Consider the following 17,576-nt stretch of genomic DNA (forward strand, 5'->3'; position numbering starts at 1 on the left):
AATAAAGGGGGAATAAGGATGTTAGCCATAGCAACCCATGGAGAACGTATTCTGGGGCAGGCGGCCCAGCCGGTTCAACTGTTCGATGAACCCTTGGCGACCCTGGCCAAGAAAATGCTCGAGACCATGAAACTGGCACAGGGGGTTGGCATCGCCGCGCCTCAGGTGGGCCAAGGTATCCGCTTATTTATTATGGCATCCCACCCCAACGACAGATATCCGGATGCGCCTTTGATGGCGCCTCAGGTGGTGATCAACCCCCAAATACTCCAACGCTCAGGCAAGATGCTTACCGGGGAAGAGGGGTGCCTGTCGCTGCCAGGCGAAAGAGTACAGGTTTTGCGCCATGAAAGCATTGAGGTACGTTATCAGGATCTCAGCGGCGAGTGGCAGCAGGAATGGTTACAGGGCTTTGTCGCGCGCATTTTCCAGCATGAATATGATCATCTGGAAGGGCTTACCCTGATAGAGCGACTGGAGATCCAAAACCAAGGAGCCGATGCTTGAAGTCAGGTAAGTTACTACTGCCGCTGTTGTTGTCATTGGGCCTCACTGGCTGCGCCTTCAACAGTGTATTAGTCAACTACCCATCCCAGTTGGCCGGCATTCGCGCCGAGCTCAACTCATCAATGCCGGGCAATGCCGCCAAAGAGTTGGCAGGTGGAATAAACGGCCGCGATGGTCTGCTCTATGCCCAGGAAGCGGGGCGCGCCGCGCAGATCAGCGGCGATTTCATCGCCAGTAAAGACTATTACCAGAGCGCCATAGCCGCCTATCAGGCGTTTGACGACAAGGCCAAGCTCAGTTTATCCGAGCTGGGTTCACAGGGCGGCAGCCTGCTGCTGAACGACAATATCATTCCCTATCGCGGCCCCGGGTATGAGCGCATCATGCTGCACCAGTATCAGGCGCTCAATTATCTGTTTGCCGGCGATGCCGAAGGCGCGTTGGTGGAGGTGCGTCGCAGCAATGAACTGCAATCGCTGGAGCAGCAAAGGTATGAGAAATCCAGCAGTGCAGTGCAACAGATGGCCAACGGCACCATCAGCGCCGAAATGGATAAACTGGGCAAGGCCGCCGGCAATGTCACCAGCTCGTTTTTGAACGCCTACAGTTACTACACCACAGGGGTACTGCACGAAATCCTTGGTGAGCGCAACGATGCCTTTATCGACTATCGCAAGGCGGCGCAGATTATGCCGGATAATCCCTATCTGCAGCAGGATCTGGTGCGCTTGGCCAAGGAGCTTGCCATGCCTCAATATGATGAGTTCAAACGCCGTTGGGGAGAAGCGCCCACGCCCACCAAGGGGCAAGGTCAGGTCATCTTGCTGCTGGAGCGCGGCTTTGTGCCCGCCAAGGAGAGCCTGACGGTTCCCTTCACCATTCACGGCAACTGGCAAACTGTCTCTCTGCCCACCTATATGCCCGCCAGAGTACCGCTCAGCAGTGCCCATATCCGCGGCTTATCAAAACCTATGACCGCAGCCCCGATAGCCAACATAGATGCCTTGGCCATCACGGCGCTCAAGGAGGAACTACCCTATCTGCTGGTGCGCCAGGCCGCCAGGGTCTATGCCAAGTCGGAAATGGCCCGCAAGGCCGAGCGCAAAGACGGTTCGGACCTCGGGGTGATCGCCATGCAGATATTCAACGTGGTCACAGAGCAGGCCGATCGCCGCAGTTGGCTCACGTTACCTAGGCAGGCACAGATAGCAAGGCAGTTTGTCGATGCCGGCAGCTATCAACTGACCCTGGACAATCAGGGCACGGAAATTCAGGTTCAGAGTGGCAAGACCACTCTGGTCTGGGCAATAGACACTGGCAATGTCACACGTTTTTATACAAAATTGATTTGATAACCTTGAAATGGAACTGACTATGAAACACTTGAAGCTGATACTGATACTGGCAATGGCCATGGGCATGGCAGCCTGTCAATCCAAAGTGGAATACGGTGATGCCACTGAGGTAGAGACAGTGAATGAAAACTTCGGTTCGACAGATCTGCAAGCCATTGCCGCCAAAATGGTCGACAGCATGCTGACCTTCCCACCAGTGGTGGCCATGACAGCCAACGACAGACCTATCATCTTTGTCGACAAGATCAAGAACAAGACCTCTGAGCATATAGATACTGAGTCAGTGACCGACTCCATCAGCAACAAGCTGCTGCGCTCAGGCAAGTTCCGTTTTATCGATATGACCAAGGTGGATTCAGTACGCAAGCAACTGGACTACCAGAACAACGCCGGCATGGTTGACCCATCCACCGCCATCAAGTTCGGTCGTCAGATAGGCGCTCAATACATGCTCTATGGCAACCTTTCCAGCATAGTTAAACAAGATGGCAGCACCCGTGATGTCTACTACAAGATGACCATGCGCCTGATGGACCTGGAAACCGGCTTGATCGAATGGTCCGATGAAAAAGAGATCCGCAAAGTGAAGTCCAAGTCCTTCCTCGGGCTCTAACCAAATCTAACGCTCCTTCCCCAAAGCCGCTGTCATAGCGGCTTTTTTGTAACATTTCTCCTTTGTTCTTTGGCGGCAAATAGCGTAATTTATGCTGCGGGCGCCAAGCCCGACAGGGTATTAACTCAAGACGTATCCCTCCCTTTTATTCCTGTTGTGAGGGAAAACACCGACACCCAATGGTAAAACAATAAAAAGCAAGGAATCTGTTTGTGAAATCTCTTCCCCGGTTGTTTGGTCTCAGCCTGTTGGCTGCCGGACTGATATCACTCAGCGGCTGCAGCAGCACTCAATCCTCCGCCGGAGTGCGGGATGGCAGCGGCTATATCAGTGAGCAACAGGCGATGGCTCGCTCTGCCAGAGTCAGCAATGTCAGCTATGAACTGGACTTTACCTTGGATGGCAGCGAGCGATTTACCAACCGCACCTTGGTACGTTTCAGTCTCAGCGACAACCAACAGCCCCTGACACTGGACTTGAGCAAGGCGCAGATCACCAGCCTTAAGATCAACGGCCACAGGCTCTATCCCAAATACAATGGCGCCTATCTGGAGATCAGTGCCAAGTTGCTGCTCATAGGCGACAATGAGATAGAAGTCAGCTTCACACGCCAGCATTCCAACAATGGTGAAGGGCTGCACCGCTTTGTGGATCCCGTCGATGGCAAGGTCTATCTCTACTCTCACTTTGAGCCCGCTGCCGCGCAGCAGATGTTTGCCGTATTCGACCAACCGGATCTCAAGGCCAGCTACAAGTTAACTGTCAGAGCCCCCAAAGACTGGCAGGTGATCAGCGCCACCCAAGAATTGAGTGTGACCCCGGAGGGTGACAAGCAGCTGTGGCAGTTTCCGGCAACACCCAAGTTGAGCCCCTACAACTTTTCCATGCATGCAGGCCCTTACCATGTCTGGCAAGACAACAGCGGCAAATACCCCATGCGCCTGTTTGCCCGCCAATCTGTGGCGGCCCAGGTCAATGCCGCCGACTGGTTCAGATACACAGACGCCGGGCTTAAGTTTTTTGACGGCTATTTCGGTATCGACTACCCCTTTAAAAAATACGATCAGCTGCTGGTGCCTGACTTCCTCTATGGTGCCATGGAAAATGCCGCCGCCATCACCTTTGCCGAGGGGCGTTTTCTTGGCAGTGGTGAGATGACAGCCAATCAGCGCCAGCGCTTGGCGTCTGTGATCATGCATGAAATGGCGCACCAGTGGTTTGGCGATCTGGTGACCATGAAATGGTGGAACGGTCTGTGGCTCAATGAAAGCTTCGCCTCCTTTATGGGCATGCTGGCGAGCGCCGAAGCCACTGAGTTTGACAACACCTGGCGCAGTTTTTACGCCAGGGGCAAACAGAGCGCCTATCAACAGGATTCTGGCGTTACCACCCATCCCATAGAAGTACCAGTGGCTAGTAGTGCCAACGCCTTCGATAATATCGATGCCATCACTTATCAGAAAGGGGCCGCGGTTCTGATTCAACTGCGCCACCTGCTTGGGGAGCAAACCTTCCGCCGTGGCGTCAGTGATTACCTCAAACGCTACTCCTGGCAAAACGCCACACTGGAAGACTTCATTAGCAGTCTAGGCCAAGCCGCCAAGCGGGATCTGAGTCAGTGGAGCCGGGATTGGCTCTACAGCGCCGGTGTCAACAGCCTCAAGGCCGAGTTCCAGTGCCAAGATGGCCGCATCAGTGAATTTGCCCTGTTGCAGTCAACAAGCGATCCCGCCTATCCGACTCTCAGAGAGCAAAAAGTTCAGTTAGCCTTACTGAGCAAGGGCCGCCATGAGATGCGCTTACAGCAAACACTGACCGTTACTTACCAAGGTGAAAAGACCTTGGTGCCGCAACTTAAAGGCGCATCCTGTCCTGATTTGGTTTATCCCAACTATCAGGACTGGGGCTACGTCAAAGTCGAGCTCGACCCACGCTCGTTCGATACTGCCTTTAATCACCTGGCCAAGGTAGAAGATCCCCTGCTGCGCGCCATGCTCTGGCAAAGCCTGTGGGACAGTGTCCAGAGCGGTAACTTGCCCTTGAACAAGTATCTGGAAACTGTGCTTATCAATGCTCCCCAAGAGAGCGATTACACCCTGCTGGGGCAAATTCTCAGCAATATGCGCTATAGCAAGGCCTTGCTCGAATCGATGGCTCCGATTCACTCAGCCTATGCCGAGCGCGCCATCAGAGCACTGGCACAGATGAGCCTGCGTCTGACCATGCAAAACGCAGATAATAAAGATCTGCAGCGGCGCTGGTTCGATGCCTATGTGGACTTTGCCCGCGACGGTGACTCGCTGGACCACCTGCTATCACTGCTGCAGGGCTACAGTAAAATAAAGGGAGTGGAGCTGGATCAAGATACCCGCTGGCAGCTTATCTATCAGTTGAACCGTTACGATTATCCCACCAGCAAATATCTGCTGCAGCAAGAAGCCAAACTTGATAACAGCGATTCGGGGCAAAAGGCGGCCATCGCCGCCGAAGTGGTGCGCCCGGACACCGCCGGTAAACGCCGCTGGCTGGAGAAAATCAACCATTCGGCGCTGCCGTTTGCCAAGCTGAGGGTGGCAATGGAAAACCTCTATCCCAGCAGCCAAGGGCAACTCCAGGCCAGCACCGCAGAGCAGCGCTTGAGTCAGCTGGCCAGCCTGGACGCCGAAAAAGACCCGGTATTTATGCGCAGTTACGCGCCGGCACTATTACCGCGTCAATGCAGTCACGCCTCAGTGCTGCGGCTCGAAAAAGCCTTGCAGGCCAACCCAGAGCTATCGGCCCAGACCCAGCGCAATCTCAAGCAAGCAATAGAAAGAGAGCGGCGCTGCGTGTTGATTAAAGAAACCCTTAAGCCTTAATTGGCAAAGCAAGTTCAAGGGCCTCGATGAGGCCCTTGGCGTACTATTGGTCCAGCCGTACCACACAATAGTGCCGTAATGTGCGAGAATGATGTGCCAAAATATTCAATATGCTTAACACCCAAGGAGTCATTATGGGATTAATGAGTCTGGTAGCCGTCATAGCCATAGGCTTTTTTGCCATGGTACTCATCAAGGACTACAACAGTAAGCAGCAAGACGGCCAAAACCGTGAGATAGAAAAACTGCAACGGGAAGTGGATGAACTGAAGCAGCGGATTGCCAACCTGGAAACCATAGTCACAGACAAGAGCTACGATCTAAAGGACAAGATCAATCGTCTCTGAGGCTATTACGGACTGCGCCAACAGCATAAATATGTAAGGTCATTAAACGAAAAGAGGGCAACCATTGGCGCCCTCTTGCAATATGCTGCTGCCCAAATCTTAAAGGAACAGCTCTTTGATATTTTTAAGATCGCCCTTGCCTTCGGCCAGCTCTTGCGGACTCAGGCCAGAAACTTCATGGGGGAATACCAGCCATTCATCCGAGGCGTGGATATAGTAGTCGGGCTTCAGTGGCACAGCAGTATTCTGTGGCTTGTAGTAAGGACAAGCGATACGGATATCCTTGGGCATATTCAGACGCATGGATTGACTGAGCTTTTCCTTGAGAGCAAAAACGCTGCGCCCGGAATCGAAGACATCATCAACAATCAGCAAACCATCATCGGCGTTGGCATTTTCCACAATGTAATGCAGACCATGAACCTTGATCTCCTTGCTCTGCTTGTCTGTACCTATGCCGTAATAGGATGAAGTGCGCACCGCAATATGGTCGGTTTCCACCTTCTTGAAGTCGAAAAACTCCTGCACCGCGATCCCTATTGGGGCGCCGCCACGCCAGATCCCAACAATAAACTGTGGCCGAAAACCACTGTCATAGACCTGTGCAGCCAGACGAAATGAATCCTCCAGCAATTCCTGAGCGGTAATAAAGCGTTTTTCTATCATAGGTATACGACCCCATCTTGTTCTATTTTGTGTGCTTCGCTGTCTGCTTTGGCAGGTACTGAATTGGAGGCCTGTTCCAAAATCCGGAGTGGGCTTCCACCATTGTAGGCAGGCAGAGGATTTTGGGCGCGCATTTTATAACAAATTTTTCTTCGGCGCTGTGCCAAATACACATTCTTGTGTCTCAGGCGACAAAAAATTTCTCAGCGCCCCTCCAACTTAAGCAATATCCATTTTATTCAACCCTGCAGATTTTATTAATAAATAAACCCATAATTAACAACGATCTTATAACAACGCGAGACATTAAAATGAATAAATAGTCATTTTTTATGATTAGTTATTGATTAGGGAATTGAAACTGGCTATAGTGCCAGTCATACGGTTCCTCAAGAGTATCTCCAAGATGAAAAAATCCCTGCTTCTGGCCACTGTCACGGCCTTGCTGTTGACCGGCTGCGGTAAAGATCAAGATGTACTGGTCGTCGGTACCAATGCTGCCTTCCCTCCATTTGAATATATGGGGGGCGCCAATGGTGATGAGGTAAAAGGGCTGGATATCGATATTGCCAAGGCGATTGCCGCCGACGCTGGTAAAACTCTCAAGGTAGAAAACCTCAAGTTCGACTCTCTGATAGTGGCGCTGAACTCAGGCAAAATCGACTTTATCGCCTCAGGGATGACAATCACGGATGAGCGGCAAAAGAGCGTCAACTTCTCCACGCCATACTACGAAGCCACCCAGGTGGTGATAGTCAATCAAGACAGCCAGGTATTCACCACTCCTGCCGATCTTGCCGGTAAGAAGATTGCGGTGCAGCTGGGCTCGACCGGCGACATCATGGCTAAGGAGCTCAAGGCCGAAGTCGTCGCTTTCAACACGGGTTTTGAGGCCTTCATGGAGCTGAAAAACCACAAGGTTGATCTAGTGCTGTTCGACAGCCAACCAGCAGCCACTTATCTGGCCAAGAACCCCACCCTCAAACAGCTGGATATCGAATTTTCCCCCGAGTTTTACGGTATTGCTGTCGCCAAGGATCAACCCGAACTGCTCGGCCAGATCAATGCCACTCTTTCGCGGCTGCAAAGCTCTGGCGAATACCAACAACTCCTTGAAAAATACCAGAAGTAGTCTTAGATGGATGCAATAATCTCTTCGCTGTTCACCCCCATAGGGGAAGATGGCATGATCGGCATCTTGCTGATCCTAAGCGGCCTCAAGGTCACCTTGACTGTGACCTTCTTCGCCATGATCCTCGGTGCCATTCTCGGGGTGCTCACCACCTTGATGGGCATGTCCGAGCGTTGGTATCTACGCTGGCCAGCCAAGCTGTATGTCGGGGTGATCCGTGGTACTCCTGTAGTAGTGCAACTGGTGATCCTCTACTTTATCGTGTTGGCCGCTATGGATGTCGACAAGGTAACCGCCGCCATCATCGCCTTTGGCCTCAACAGCGGCGCCTACATCAGTGAGATCATCCGCGCCGGTATCCAGGCGGTCGACAAGGGCCAGGCCGAGGCCGCCCGCTCTCTGGGGATGAGCCATTCACTGACCATGCGTGAGGTGGTATTGCCGCAGGCTATCAAGAATATCCTGCCGGCGCTCGGCAATGAATTTATCGTGCTGTTAAAGGAAACCGCGGTCATCGGCTTTATCGGTGGTGTGGATCTGATGCGTGCCGGTGAAATCATCCGCAGCCGGACCTTTGAAGATGTGGTGCCACTATTGACTTGTGCCCTTATCTATCTGTTATTGACCTACAGCTTCACCTGGCTGCTGGGTAAGTTTGAAGCGAGGCTGAAACAAAGTGATTGAGATAACCAACCTGCATAAGTCCTACGGCAAACTGGAAGTACTCAAGGGCATAGATCAGCATATCGCCAAAGGCGAAGTAGTCAGTATCATAGGCCCAAGTGGTAGTGGCAAGAGTACTTTTCTGCGTTGTATCAATCTTTTGGAACAACCTACCGAAGGCGACATACGGATAGCCGGTGAATCGATAACGGCGCCTGGTGCCTGTGTCGATAAGCTCAGACAGAAAGTGGGCATGGTATTCCAGCACTTCAACCTGTTTCCCCACAAGACAGTGTTGGCCAACCTAACGCTGGCACCAGTCAAGCTGGGGTTGATGACTCAAGCCGAGGCCGAAGCCAAGGCTTTGGGGCTGCTGGCTAAGGTTGGCCTGGCAGACAAGAAAGATGCCTATCCATCCAGTCTGTCCGGCGGCCAGAAACAGAGGGTGGCCATTGCCAGAGCCCTGACCATGTCTCCGGAGCTGATGCTGTTTGACGAACCCACCTCGGCGCTGGATCCGGAAATGGTCGGCGATGTACTGGACGTGATGCAATCCTTGGCTCGCGACGGCATGACCATGGTGATAGTCACTCACGAAATGGGGTTTGCCCGCGAGGTGTCTGACAGGGTGATCTTCATGGATGAAGGGGTGATCCAGGAAGCGGGCACACCGGAGCAGATTTTCAATGCGCCGCAAAACCCCCGCACTCAAGGTTTCCTTGCTAAGGTGCTGCGTTAGAGGCATATGCCTTCCGAGTTGACACCAGTCCTCAAGCGTCAACCAGCTATATCTGGCTCACTCTCAGGCGGGACGCGGTAACTGTCCGTCCCGCAAAAAGTCTTTTAAAAACCAGGTCAATGGCATGCTGCGGCTGTTACGGCGACTGAAGGCTACCTTGTCAGCCGAGCTTTGGCAGATCCAGTATTCACACTCCTGCGGCTCGGTTGATTGCAACACCAGAGGATCGTGCAGCGCCAGGTTAACGCCCTCTTCGGCTCTGGCCGAAGTGTAGCGGATCATCTGCGCCTGCTGCTGCAACAACCAGGCCCCCAATGCTTGGGTATAGGCATAGTTCGACTTGTGAGTCAGTTGCTGCTGCACTTCCTGCCGCTGCAATAGTGTCAGATCGGCACAATGGCAGGCATCAATATTCACAGAGAACAGCATATGCTCAGAGCGCAGTGGCTCCAGATAAGGCTCCAGCATGTCGGCCATAAAGACAAAACGATAATAGGCGACTTCTGCCAAGCAGGTCTGCCAGGACTCACTGGCATAAAAGAAGCTTTCCATAGTGATACTGCCAAAGCGCGAGCCATGGCGCAGCGGCGGGTAACGAAACGGGGTCTTGAGCAGATAATGTAAATGCTCTGTCCCGTTCCGGTAAGGCGGTTTAACCTCATCGAGCAGGGATTCGAGCAGCATCTGTTCGTCAAAATCATCCACCAGACTCAGAGTGGCGGCTTCTTCTTGAGATTCAACCAGGCGATAACCACGGCCAAGGTAGGGGCGAGGGAAAAAGTCCTGTGGCTCTAACGCGCTAAAATCCATTTTCAGTTGTTTGTCTCCTTTCATCGACTATGGTCTGTCAAACCTTGCCTCGCATCGCATCCAGATATTGGTTAACACTCACCAGGCCAACCACGGTTTGCAACAGAGCCTTTGGCGTCCCATTCAGCGCCTTGTTGGGGCTATTGAGCCAGTGACGCATAAAGGCTTTTTCTCCCCCCGCCATGGCATACAGCGAACGATACAGACGGATAAGTTGCAACTGCAACTCCCCCTGCTTGGAGTCGGGTTTAAACCCCTTGCCGCTGTTACGGCTCAAGGTGCTGGGATTAACGCCTATGATGCGACTGGCCTCGGCCTGGGTAAGTTGTAACTCTCGGCAAGCATTGGAAAATGCCTTGAATAACACCTCGGAGGCATTGGCTTTCTCTAGGGTATTCATCTTTGCTGCTCCGCCATAAACCTGACCATAGATTAACCAACGCCACCTGCAAATGCAATTTTTGGTCACATAAAAGTGCAAATAAAAGTCGATTAAACCAAGAGACTGAAACCCTGTTGTAAAGCGCAACAGAGATCGTAGAATGCCAGAAGCATTTCAGCCTCATTTGTCCGGAGCAGCGACATGACAGATCTGACCTACCTTGCCAAAAAGCGTTATACCACCAAGGCTTTTGATCCCAACAAGAAGATCCCCCAGGATAAAATTGACGATCTGCAGAGCCTGTTGCAGTTCAGTCCCTCCTCGGTAAACTCCCAACCTTGGCACTTTGTTCTGGCCGCAACAGATGAAGGTAAAGCCAAAATCGCCGAGTCTACCGCAGACTATGGCTTTAACACGCCAAAGATCCTCAACGCTTCCCACGTGGTAGTACTCTGCACCCGCAACAACATGGATGAAGCCCATCTGCTGCGCCTGCTGGAGCAGGAAGATGCCGATGGCCGCTTCGCCGATGACAATGCCAAGCAGGGACAACATAACGGCCGCTCTTTCTTCACCAATATGCACAGATTCGAACTCAAGGATCTGCAGCACTGGATGGAGAAACAAACCTATCTGGCGCTGGGTACTCTGTTGCTGGGCGCCAGCGTATTGGACATAGATGCCACCCCTATCGAAGGCTTCGATGCCACTAAGCTCAACCAGGTGTTGGGCCTCAGAGAGCAAGGCTTCACCGCCAGCGTAGTGGTTGCCCTCGGCTACCATGACGAATCAGACTTCAACGCCAAGCTGCCTAAGTCTCGCCTGCCTCAAGAAGAGCTCTTTACCAAGATCTAACGAGGAACGAGTTTACATTCCCCCTTTCAGAACCCGGCACTCCGCCGGGTTCTATTATTTTTCACCTTGCGCCCACAGCCACCTGTGGCATAGTAGTTTTCATTATTAGGTCAGGATGAATGTCCCACTATGCTGCTTGCCAAACCCACACTGGCCCAGCCAGAGACTACAGGGGTCAAGCCGACCCGACTCAAGGGCGACAACCCACTTATCTGGCCACTGCTCAGCTTACTCAAACGCAGCAACCGCTCCTGGAAGGTACATCATCTCGCTACCGAGTTGCAGCAACAGGGACTGATGCACGACTTGGATCCTCTGCCAGAGAAAGATCTGTTCAAACGCAACTTCCTGCTGATGAATGCCCTCTATGAACTACAACACATACTGTTGCCTGGCCAATGGCTGCAGGTACAGGCCATGGATATCATATTGCTGCGGATCCCTCCGGCAAATGTGCTGCAACTGCAACAAGACGATTCAGCGCTCAGGGACTACTACCTCGACTGGAACAACTATGACACCTGCGTCAATGTTGTCCGTGAGATGCTGGAATCCTTCTGGAACAGTTATCAGGATTATATTGGTGTGCGTCCCGGCCGTTTTGCCCAACGAGAGGCGCTACGGGTATTGGAGCTGGAAGCCGATGCCAGCGACAAGGAGATCCGCCGCCAATGGCGTAAACTGGCGCTAAAGTGGCACCCGGATAGACAAGGCGGTGATGCCGCCAAGTTCAGACAGATCTGCGAGGCCTGGCAAGCCCTGCGAGGTTGAATAATCAGGCAAACCGTCAAAGCTTAGCCTCGCTCACAGAAATGGCCGCCAAAGGCACCGTCGCTTAAGTCATAATTAAGCCAGTCACACTAACCTGACAACAAAGGGCGCTGCGCCCGGTCAACTCTGAGGAGATTATTTTGCTCAAGCCACTGGTTGCCGCAATGGCACTTACCCTGATCCCGCTGGCCGCCAATGCCGCCGACTTTATCGAAGGTCAACACTATACCCAGATAGCCAAGAATGGTAGTGAAGAGCCTAAACTCACCGAGTTTTTCTCTTTTTACTGTCACAGCTGTTTTAACATGGAGACCCAGTACCTGGCAGATATCAAGGCCGGTCTCAAAAAAGATGTTAATTTTGACAATAAGCATGTCGACTTTATGAACAGCGATCTCGGCACCGAGGTGATGAAATCTCTGGCCATCATGCAAGAGCTGGGCGTAGCCGACAAGCTGACTCACCCCATGTTTGCCGCCATTCAGGGCGAGGAAGGGGCTCACGGCCATGACCATTCCGCTCCTGGACACAAGCATACCTCCGCCATCAACAGCCGCGACGATATCAAGCAGCTGTTTGCCGCCAACGGTGTCGATATCAGTCAGTATGATACCTTGGCCGACAGCAAGAAAATCAATGATGTCATCGCCCTGTGGCGTACACAACAGAATGAATTTGGTGTTCAGAGTGTGCCAAGCTTCGTGGTGAACGACAAATATATGGTTAATCTGGATCAAATACGCACCCTAGGTGAACTGACCGACCTGATAAACTTCCTGGCTACCGAAAAAGATGCCAAGAAAGATGAAGGTGGCAGCCTGGGTTGGTTGTTCCTGGCCTTCGCCGGTGTCGCCGCCGTTACCAGACGTCGCCGCTGAAATCTGACGGTATAGCGATAAAGCGCTATATTCTCAAACAAGTCAAAGGCCACCTCGGGGTGGCCTTTTTGCTATCTAGTGTCTATTAGCCTCTACACGGTTAACCACCGAGGATCCGCTTCCACCAAGGCAGAGGTTCACCACAGTTGGGCGCCGGATGATAACTATCGGCCAGCGCAGGTACCGCCACCACATTACGGCAATCTGCTTGTTTCGCCGCGCCGCTATCCCGGTCGAAATAGCCCTGCACCACGCCGTTGACCGGCGGCAATCTCAACCCCAGCGGCGGCCGCTCGGCGAGGAAACGTTGATAAACCGTCATCGCACCACTGCTGCCATAGAGCTGGGTCTTGCCGTTGTCATCTCGGCCAACCCAAACGGCGGCAACGTTACGCTCGTCAAATCCGGCAAACCAGGAATCGCGGCGGTCATTGCTGGTGCCCGTCTTGCCCGCCAGCATCACGCCGGGGAAGGCCGCCCCCAGGCGCGAAGCCGTGCCGGACTCCACCACCTTGGTCATGGCGTACTGCACCAGATAGTTGGCCGCCGGCGTTATCGCCTCATGGCGTGGCATACTGGCCGCAGGCAGAGGCTGGTTGTCGCTGTTCAGCACGGCAGTCACCGCATTGAGCTGACGATAACGCCCGCCGTCCGCCAGGGTCTGATATACCTGCGCCACCATCAAAGGGGAACCGTTCACGGCGCCGAGCAACATGGAAGGATAAGCCGGTACAGCCTCATTCCAACCGGCCTCTTTTAACGTCGCGGCCACGGCATCGACGCCAACCATCATGCCCAAATTCACGGTCGGCACATTCATCGACTTCTTGAACGCCGTCAACAGTGGCACCTGGCCACGGAACTTGCGATCCACATTCTGGGGCGACCAAGTCTTGCCCTGCTCATTCTTGAGGGTAATGGCCTCATCTTTGAGGGGGCTGGCGAGATTGAACTTACTGCCCTGTGCCAGCGCCGTGGCATAAACAAACGGCTTGACCAGTGAACCTATGGGACGGCGAATTTCCACCGCCCGGTTGAAACCCTCGTAGCCCGGCACCTTATCGCCCACCATGGCGGCGATCCCGGCGCTGTACTTGTCGGTCACCACCATGCCCACCTGCAACTCTTTATCTTTCTTGCCAAGCTCCTTCAGGGTTCGCTCAACGGCGTTTTCGGCAGCTTCCTGCGCCATGGGATCCAAGGTGGTATAGACCTTGACGCCGGACTGCTTCAGCAGCGCCGCACCATAGCGATCCTTGAGTTCCTGTTTAACCACTGCAAAGAAGGCCGGCAGTTTCTGATGCACAGGTTTGTCAGAGCGCCTTAATCCCAGCGGCGACTCCGCTGCCGCCTTATATTGGTCGACAGAAATTTTGCTACCTTCCATCAAGAGCCTAAGCACCAGATCGCGCCGCTCCTGAGCCCTATCAGGATAGCGCCAGGGGTTGTAGTAAGATGGCCCCTTGATGGCGGCGACCAGGAAGGCTTGCTGCGCCAGGGTCAGCTCTCCGACCGGGCGGCCAAAATAGAATTGCGATGCCAGCCCCATGCCATGCACGGCTCTGGACTTGTCCTGTCCCATGTAGACCTCATTGAGATAGGCCTCGAGAATTTCATCCTTGCTGTAACGAAAATCGATAATCAGCGCCATCAAGGCCTCCCTGGCCTTACGGATCAAGGAGCGCTCGCTGGAGAGGAAGAAGTTCTTCGCCAGCTGCTGGGTCAGGGTCGAGCCGCCCTGTACCGTGCGACCGGCACTGATATTGACCAGCAGGGCGCGGGCGATGGCAAAGGGATTCACCCCGTGGTGCTCATAGAAGCTGCGGTCTTCCACCAAAATAAGCGCTTCGACTATGTGTTCGGGGATCTGCTCTGTCGGCACAAATAGCCTGTCCTCACCATCGCCGGCGATGATCCTGTCCAGCAGCACAGGTTCGAGATGAAACACCGCCAGTTGGCGTTTGTCGCTCATGCGCGCCACCGAAGTGACGCCGTTGGAGTCGAAACTTATCATCACCCGCTGCTCTGCCTGGCTTCCCTCAGGATGCAGGAAGGGGCGGCGCCACAGCTCGATTCGGGTACTGGAGGCAGAAAACTCGCCCACCTGACGCGGATTGGCCACCTTGCGATAGCCCAGCAGTTTAAGTTCGGCCATCAACTGGGCGTGGCTCACCGCCGCCCCGGGATAGAGCGCCATGGAGCGACTAAACACCTGCGCAGGCAGGTGCCACTTCTGCCCTTCGAACTTACGGGCGATGATCTGATCCAGGTAGATACAATAGATGGTCAACGCCGCTACCAGAATAAGGGCCAGCTTCCAAGTTATCGACCATAACCTGCGCCATAGCCCGGGGCTTTGCCGCGCCGGTTTGCTCTTGCGGCTGGTTTTTCTGGTACTTTTTTTCGTGGTACTTTTCTTGATGGTCATGCTTATCCCAAAATTTACTGCTGGATATTCAAGGTCTTTTTCTTAGTGAACTTGGTCGGCAAAGTATTGGCCGGATCGTCGGGCCACAGGTGTTTAGGGTAGCGCCCACGCATCTCTTTTTTCACTTCGACATAGGGCCCTTGCCAAAAACTGGCCAGATCGGCCGTCAGCGCCAAAGGGCGCTGCGCCGGAGACAAGAGTTCCATGGTTACGGTCAGCTCCCCTTGCAGTAGCCGCGGGCTTTCGGCCATGCCCAGCGCTTCCTGCAGACGCACACTCAGCAGCGCCCGCCCGCCGGCATCATAGCGGATCGGTGCCCGGGTGCCCGTGGCCATTTTCCAATGGCTCGGCAGCCATTCATTCAGTGTCTGCTGCGCCTGCCACTCGAGGCGATTGAGCAGCAGCTGCTTGATATCCAATGCCATTAATCCCTTTAGCTGCTTGATATCGCTCAAAAACGGCTCCAACCACTCCTCGAGAGAATCCAGCAGCGCCGGATCGCTGCTGTCCGGAAATAGGCTCGGATCTTTGGATCTTGCCAGTGCCAGCCTGAACTGGAGCTGCCTGACATCCTCATCCATATTGAGCAGCGCCAAGCCCTTGCTGCGCAGCAGCGCCATAATCGCCTGAGCCCTCAGCTTGGGATCCGCCTCTTTCTCGGCCTCCCGCTTGAGCACTATCTCCCCAAGACGCAGTTGGCGCTCGGCAAAGAAACGTCCCTTGGACTCATCCCAGCCCGCCTGCTGTTGCCAAGTACAGAGAAAAGCCAGCTCATTTTCCAGCAATCCCGCCGGTAATTCGGCCGCCAGATAGATGCGGCCGGCGCTGCGGCCCTCGGTTTCCTGATAGTCGGCCACCACCAGAAACTCGCAGCCGCTGAGGCTGTCACCGGCATCGAGCACCACGCCGCTGCCATTGGCCAACTGGTAACCCTCGACGCCTCTTGCCTTGGCTATCCTGTCAGGAAATGCCAGCGCCAACAACAGGGCGCAATCGGCACGATTCGCCAATTTCAGAAAATCCGCCGCCTTGCCATTAAGTCCTAAGCGTCTGAGCCAGTTGCCGACTTGTCTAGCTTCAAGGCCTTGAGTGGCCTGAGAAAGTTTATCCATGATGTCGGCGCCGTTGCCCGCAAGGCTTCTGGCCTCCAATAAGGCAGCCAGCAGACAAGCCAGACCGGCGAGCTCAGGCTCGCCGCGCCCCTGCCCCAAACTCTGCGCCCGGAGCAGCATGTGCGCCAGCCGCGGCTGCGCCCCCAGTGCATAGGCCGCGCGGCCATGGGTAGTAAGCTTACGTTGCGGGTCTACCAATTGCAGCGACTGCAACAGCTGCCAGGCCACCGCCTCATTGGCTCTGGCCGGTGGCGTCAGTAAAGGCAAGTCACTGAGGCTGCGCACACCCCAGCAGGCCGCATCCAGGGCCATGGAGAGCAAGTCGGCATGCAAGATTTCCGGTTCATCCGCCTGCGGCAAGCGGCCGTGCTCCTCCTGGCCCCAAAGCCTTAAGCAGAAACCCGCACTGGTGCGCCCAGCCCGCCCGGCTCTTTGAGTGGCCGATGCCTGGCTGATACGCTTGAGTCCCAAACGGGTCACGCCGCTGCGGGGGTTGAAACTGGCCTGGCGCTTGTAACCACTGTCCACCACCAGAGTAATCCCCTCTATGGTCAAACTGGATTCCGCCAGGTTGGTGGACAGCACCAGCTTACGCTCACCGGCATTGGCCGGGGCAATCGCCGCATCCTGCTCTTTGGCACTCAGTGAACCATAGAGAGGACAAATGCGCACATTGGCCGCAACTCGGGATTGCAGATAGTGCTTGAGGCGCTGAATTTCCCCTTGTCCCGGCAGGAAGGCGAGAATCGAACCCTGTTGCTGCGCTTCGCTAACCCCCAAAGCGCTGGCTTGCTGAGGGTCCAGCAGCGCCAACAGCTGCCGCCCCATGTGTTCAAGCCAAGGCGCCATGCCAGTGCCGGAACCCGAGCCGCTGCGCCTCTGCGCCGAAGCGGCGCTGTAGGCGATAGTCACAGGGTAACTGCGGCCCTCACTGGCAAGCAGCTTGGCATCCGGCATCAAGGTTTGTAACGGCAAGCCTTCGAGGGTTGCCGACATGGCCAACAAGTGCAAATCCTCCCGCAATGAGGCCTGCACTTCCAGTGCCAGCGCCAGACCGAGATCTGTGCTCAGATGGCGCTCATGGATCTCATCGAAAATGATCATGGCAACGCCCTTGAGCTCAGGGTCCTGCTGGATCATGCGGGTCAGCACCCCCTCGGTGATGATCTCGAGTCGGGTGTTGCCGCTGACCTGACTCTCACCGCGAACCCTGAACCCCACCTCTTGCCCCAGCGCCTGCCCTCTTTGGCGCGCCAAAAAGCCGGCGATGGCCCGCGCCGCCACCCGTCTGGGCTCCAGCATGAGGATCTTGCCGTCGATTTCCGGCCAGTCGAGCAGTGCCAAGGGCAGCGCGGTGGATTTACCGGCTCCGGTAGGTGCTTCGAGGATAACTTGCTGACAAGTGGCCAAGGTTTGGCGCAGTTGAGGCAACAGGGATTGAATGGGTAAGTCGTTCAAGA

General features: G+C 54.5%; 16 protein-coding genes. 11 read left to right on the forward strand and 5 right to left on the reverse strand.

What is annotated here, in order from left to right; translation table 11 throughout:
• The first annotated feature begins 18 nt into the window (after positions 1-18).
• From def to CBE72_RS02415, 5 genes are all read left to right on the forward strand, one after another.
• Positions 19-507 carry a peptide deformylase gene (gene def, locus CBE72_RS02395; protein ID WP_100142145.1) on the forward strand — a complete coding sequence of 163 codons (489 nt, stop codon included), beginning with the start codon at positions 19-21 and terminating at the stop codon, positions 505-507.
• Positions 504-1,859 carry a COG3014 family protein gene (locus CBE72_RS02400; protein WP_100142146.1) on the forward strand — a complete coding sequence of 452 codons (1,356 nt, stop codon included), beginning with the start codon at positions 504-506 and terminating at the stop codon, positions 1,857-1,859. Before def ends, CBE72_RS02400 begins: the two co-directional genes overlap by 4 nt.
• Positions 1,860-1,881: 22 nt before the next feature.
• Positions 1,882-2,475, forward strand: a complete 594-nt coding sequence (gene lpoB, locus CBE72_RS02405) for a penicillin-binding protein activator LpoB (protein ID WP_170946744.1) — start codon at positions 1,882-1,884, stop codon at positions 2,473-2,475.
• Positions 2,476-2,687: 212 nt separating this feature from the next.
• The gene (gene pepN / locus CBE72_RS02410) at positions 2,688-5,333 is read left to right on the forward strand and encodes an aminopeptidase N (RefSeq protein WP_100142147.1); all 2,646 of its coding nucleotides are present in this window, start codon (positions 2,688-2,690) and stop codon (positions 5,331-5,333) included.
• Between the two features lie 134 nt (positions 5,334-5,467).
• Positions 5,468-5,680 (forward strand): hypothetical protein, encoded by a 213-nt coding sequence (locus tag CBE72_RS02415; protein ID WP_157929023.1) that lies wholly within the window; start codon positions 5,468-5,470, stop codon positions 5,678-5,680.
• 99 nt (positions 5,681-5,779) lie between these two features.
• Here CBE72_RS02415 and CBE72_RS02420 read toward each other — a convergent pair whose 3' ends face one another.
• Positions 5,780-6,346 (reverse strand): phosphoribosyltransferase, encoded by a 567-nt coding sequence (locus CBE72_RS02420; protein ID WP_100142149.1) that lies wholly within the window; start codon positions 6,344-6,346, stop codon positions 5,780-5,782.
• Between the two features lie 406 nt (positions 6,347-6,752).
• Between CBE72_RS02420 and CBE72_RS02425 the strand changes: the two genes are divergently transcribed.
• Genes CBE72_RS02425 through CBE72_RS02435 form a run of 3 tightly spaced genes read left to right on the forward strand, consistent with a single transcriptional unit; the run spans position 6,753 to position 8,880 of the window.
• Entirely contained in the window at positions 6,753-7,478 is a 726-nt protein-coding gene (locus tag CBE72_RS02425; protein WP_100142150.1) for a basic amino acid ABC transporter substrate-binding protein, read from the forward strand.
• Between the two features lie 6 nt (positions 7,479-7,484).
• Positions 7,485-8,162: an amino acid ABC transporter permease gene (locus tag CBE72_RS02430; protein WP_044733837.1), complete on the forward strand. Its 678-nt coding sequence runs from the start codon at positions 7,485-7,487 to the stop codon at positions 8,160-8,162.
• Positions 8,155-8,880 (forward strand): amino acid ABC transporter ATP-binding protein, encoded by a 726-nt coding sequence (locus CBE72_RS02435; RefSeq protein WP_100142151.1) that lies wholly within the window; start codon positions 8,155-8,157, stop codon positions 8,878-8,880. Before CBE72_RS02430 ends, CBE72_RS02435 begins: the two co-directional genes overlap by 8 nt.
• A 63-nt stretch (positions 8,881-8,943) precedes the next feature.
• Here the strand turns inward: CBE72_RS02435 and CBE72_RS02440 are convergent, their stop codons facing one another.
• Together CBE72_RS02440 and CBE72_RS02445 are read right to left on the reverse strand one after the other, a co-directional pair.
• Positions 8,944-9,690 carry an RES family NAD+ phosphorylase gene (locus CBE72_RS02440; RefSeq protein WP_157929024.1) on the reverse strand — a complete coding sequence of 249 codons (747 nt, stop codon included), beginning with the start codon at positions 9,688-9,690 and terminating at the stop codon, positions 8,944-8,946.
• A 37-nt stretch (positions 9,691-9,727) separates the two neighbouring features.
• Positions 9,728-10,090, reverse strand: coding sequence for an MbcA/ParS/Xre antitoxin family protein (locus tag CBE72_RS02445; RefSeq protein WP_100142153.1), 363 nt, complete (start codon positions 10,088-10,090; stop codon positions 9,728-9,730).
• A 183-nt stretch (positions 10,091-10,273) separates the two neighbouring features.
• On the opposite strand from CBE72_RS02445, the gene nfsB reads away from it, so the two are divergent.
• From nfsB to CBE72_RS02460, 3 genes are all read left to right on the forward strand, one after another.
• Positions 10,274-10,927: an oxygen-insensitive NAD(P)H nitroreductase gene (gene nfsB, locus CBE72_RS02450; protein WP_100142154.1), complete on the forward strand. Its 654-nt coding sequence runs from the start codon at positions 10,274-10,276 to the stop codon at positions 10,925-10,927.
• Positions 10,928-11,056: 129 nt separating this feature from the next.
• A complete protein-coding gene (locus CBE72_RS02455; protein WP_100142155.1) occupies positions 11,057-11,698 on the forward strand; it encodes a DNA-J related domain-containing protein in 642 nt (213 codons plus the stop codon).
• Between the two features lie 140 nt (positions 11,699-11,838).
• Positions 11,839-12,576, forward strand: a complete 738-nt coding sequence (locus CBE72_RS02460) for a DsbA family protein (protein ID WP_100142156.1) — start codon at positions 11,839-11,841, stop codon at positions 12,574-12,576.
• A 100-nt stretch (positions 12,577-12,676) separates the two neighbouring features.
• Here the strand turns inward: CBE72_RS02460 and mrcB are convergent, their stop codons facing one another.
• Positions 12,677-15,004 (reverse strand): penicillin-binding protein 1B, encoded by a 2,328-nt coding sequence (gene mrcB, locus CBE72_RS02465; protein WP_100142157.1) that lies wholly within the window; start codon positions 15,002-15,004, stop codon positions 12,677-12,679.
• 14 nt (positions 15,005-15,018) lie between these two features.
• Entirely contained in the window at positions 15,019-17,574 is a 2,556-nt protein-coding gene (hrpB, locus tag CBE72_RS02470) for an ATP-dependent helicase HrpB (RefSeq protein WP_100142158.1), read from the reverse strand.
• Positions 17,575-17,576 lie beyond the last annotated feature (2 nt).

It is taken from the genome of Shewanella carassii (genome assembly GCF_002777975.1).
GTDB classification, from domain to species: domain Bacteria; phylum Pseudomonadota; class Gammaproteobacteria; order Enterobacterales; family Shewanellaceae; genus Shewanella; species Shewanella carassii.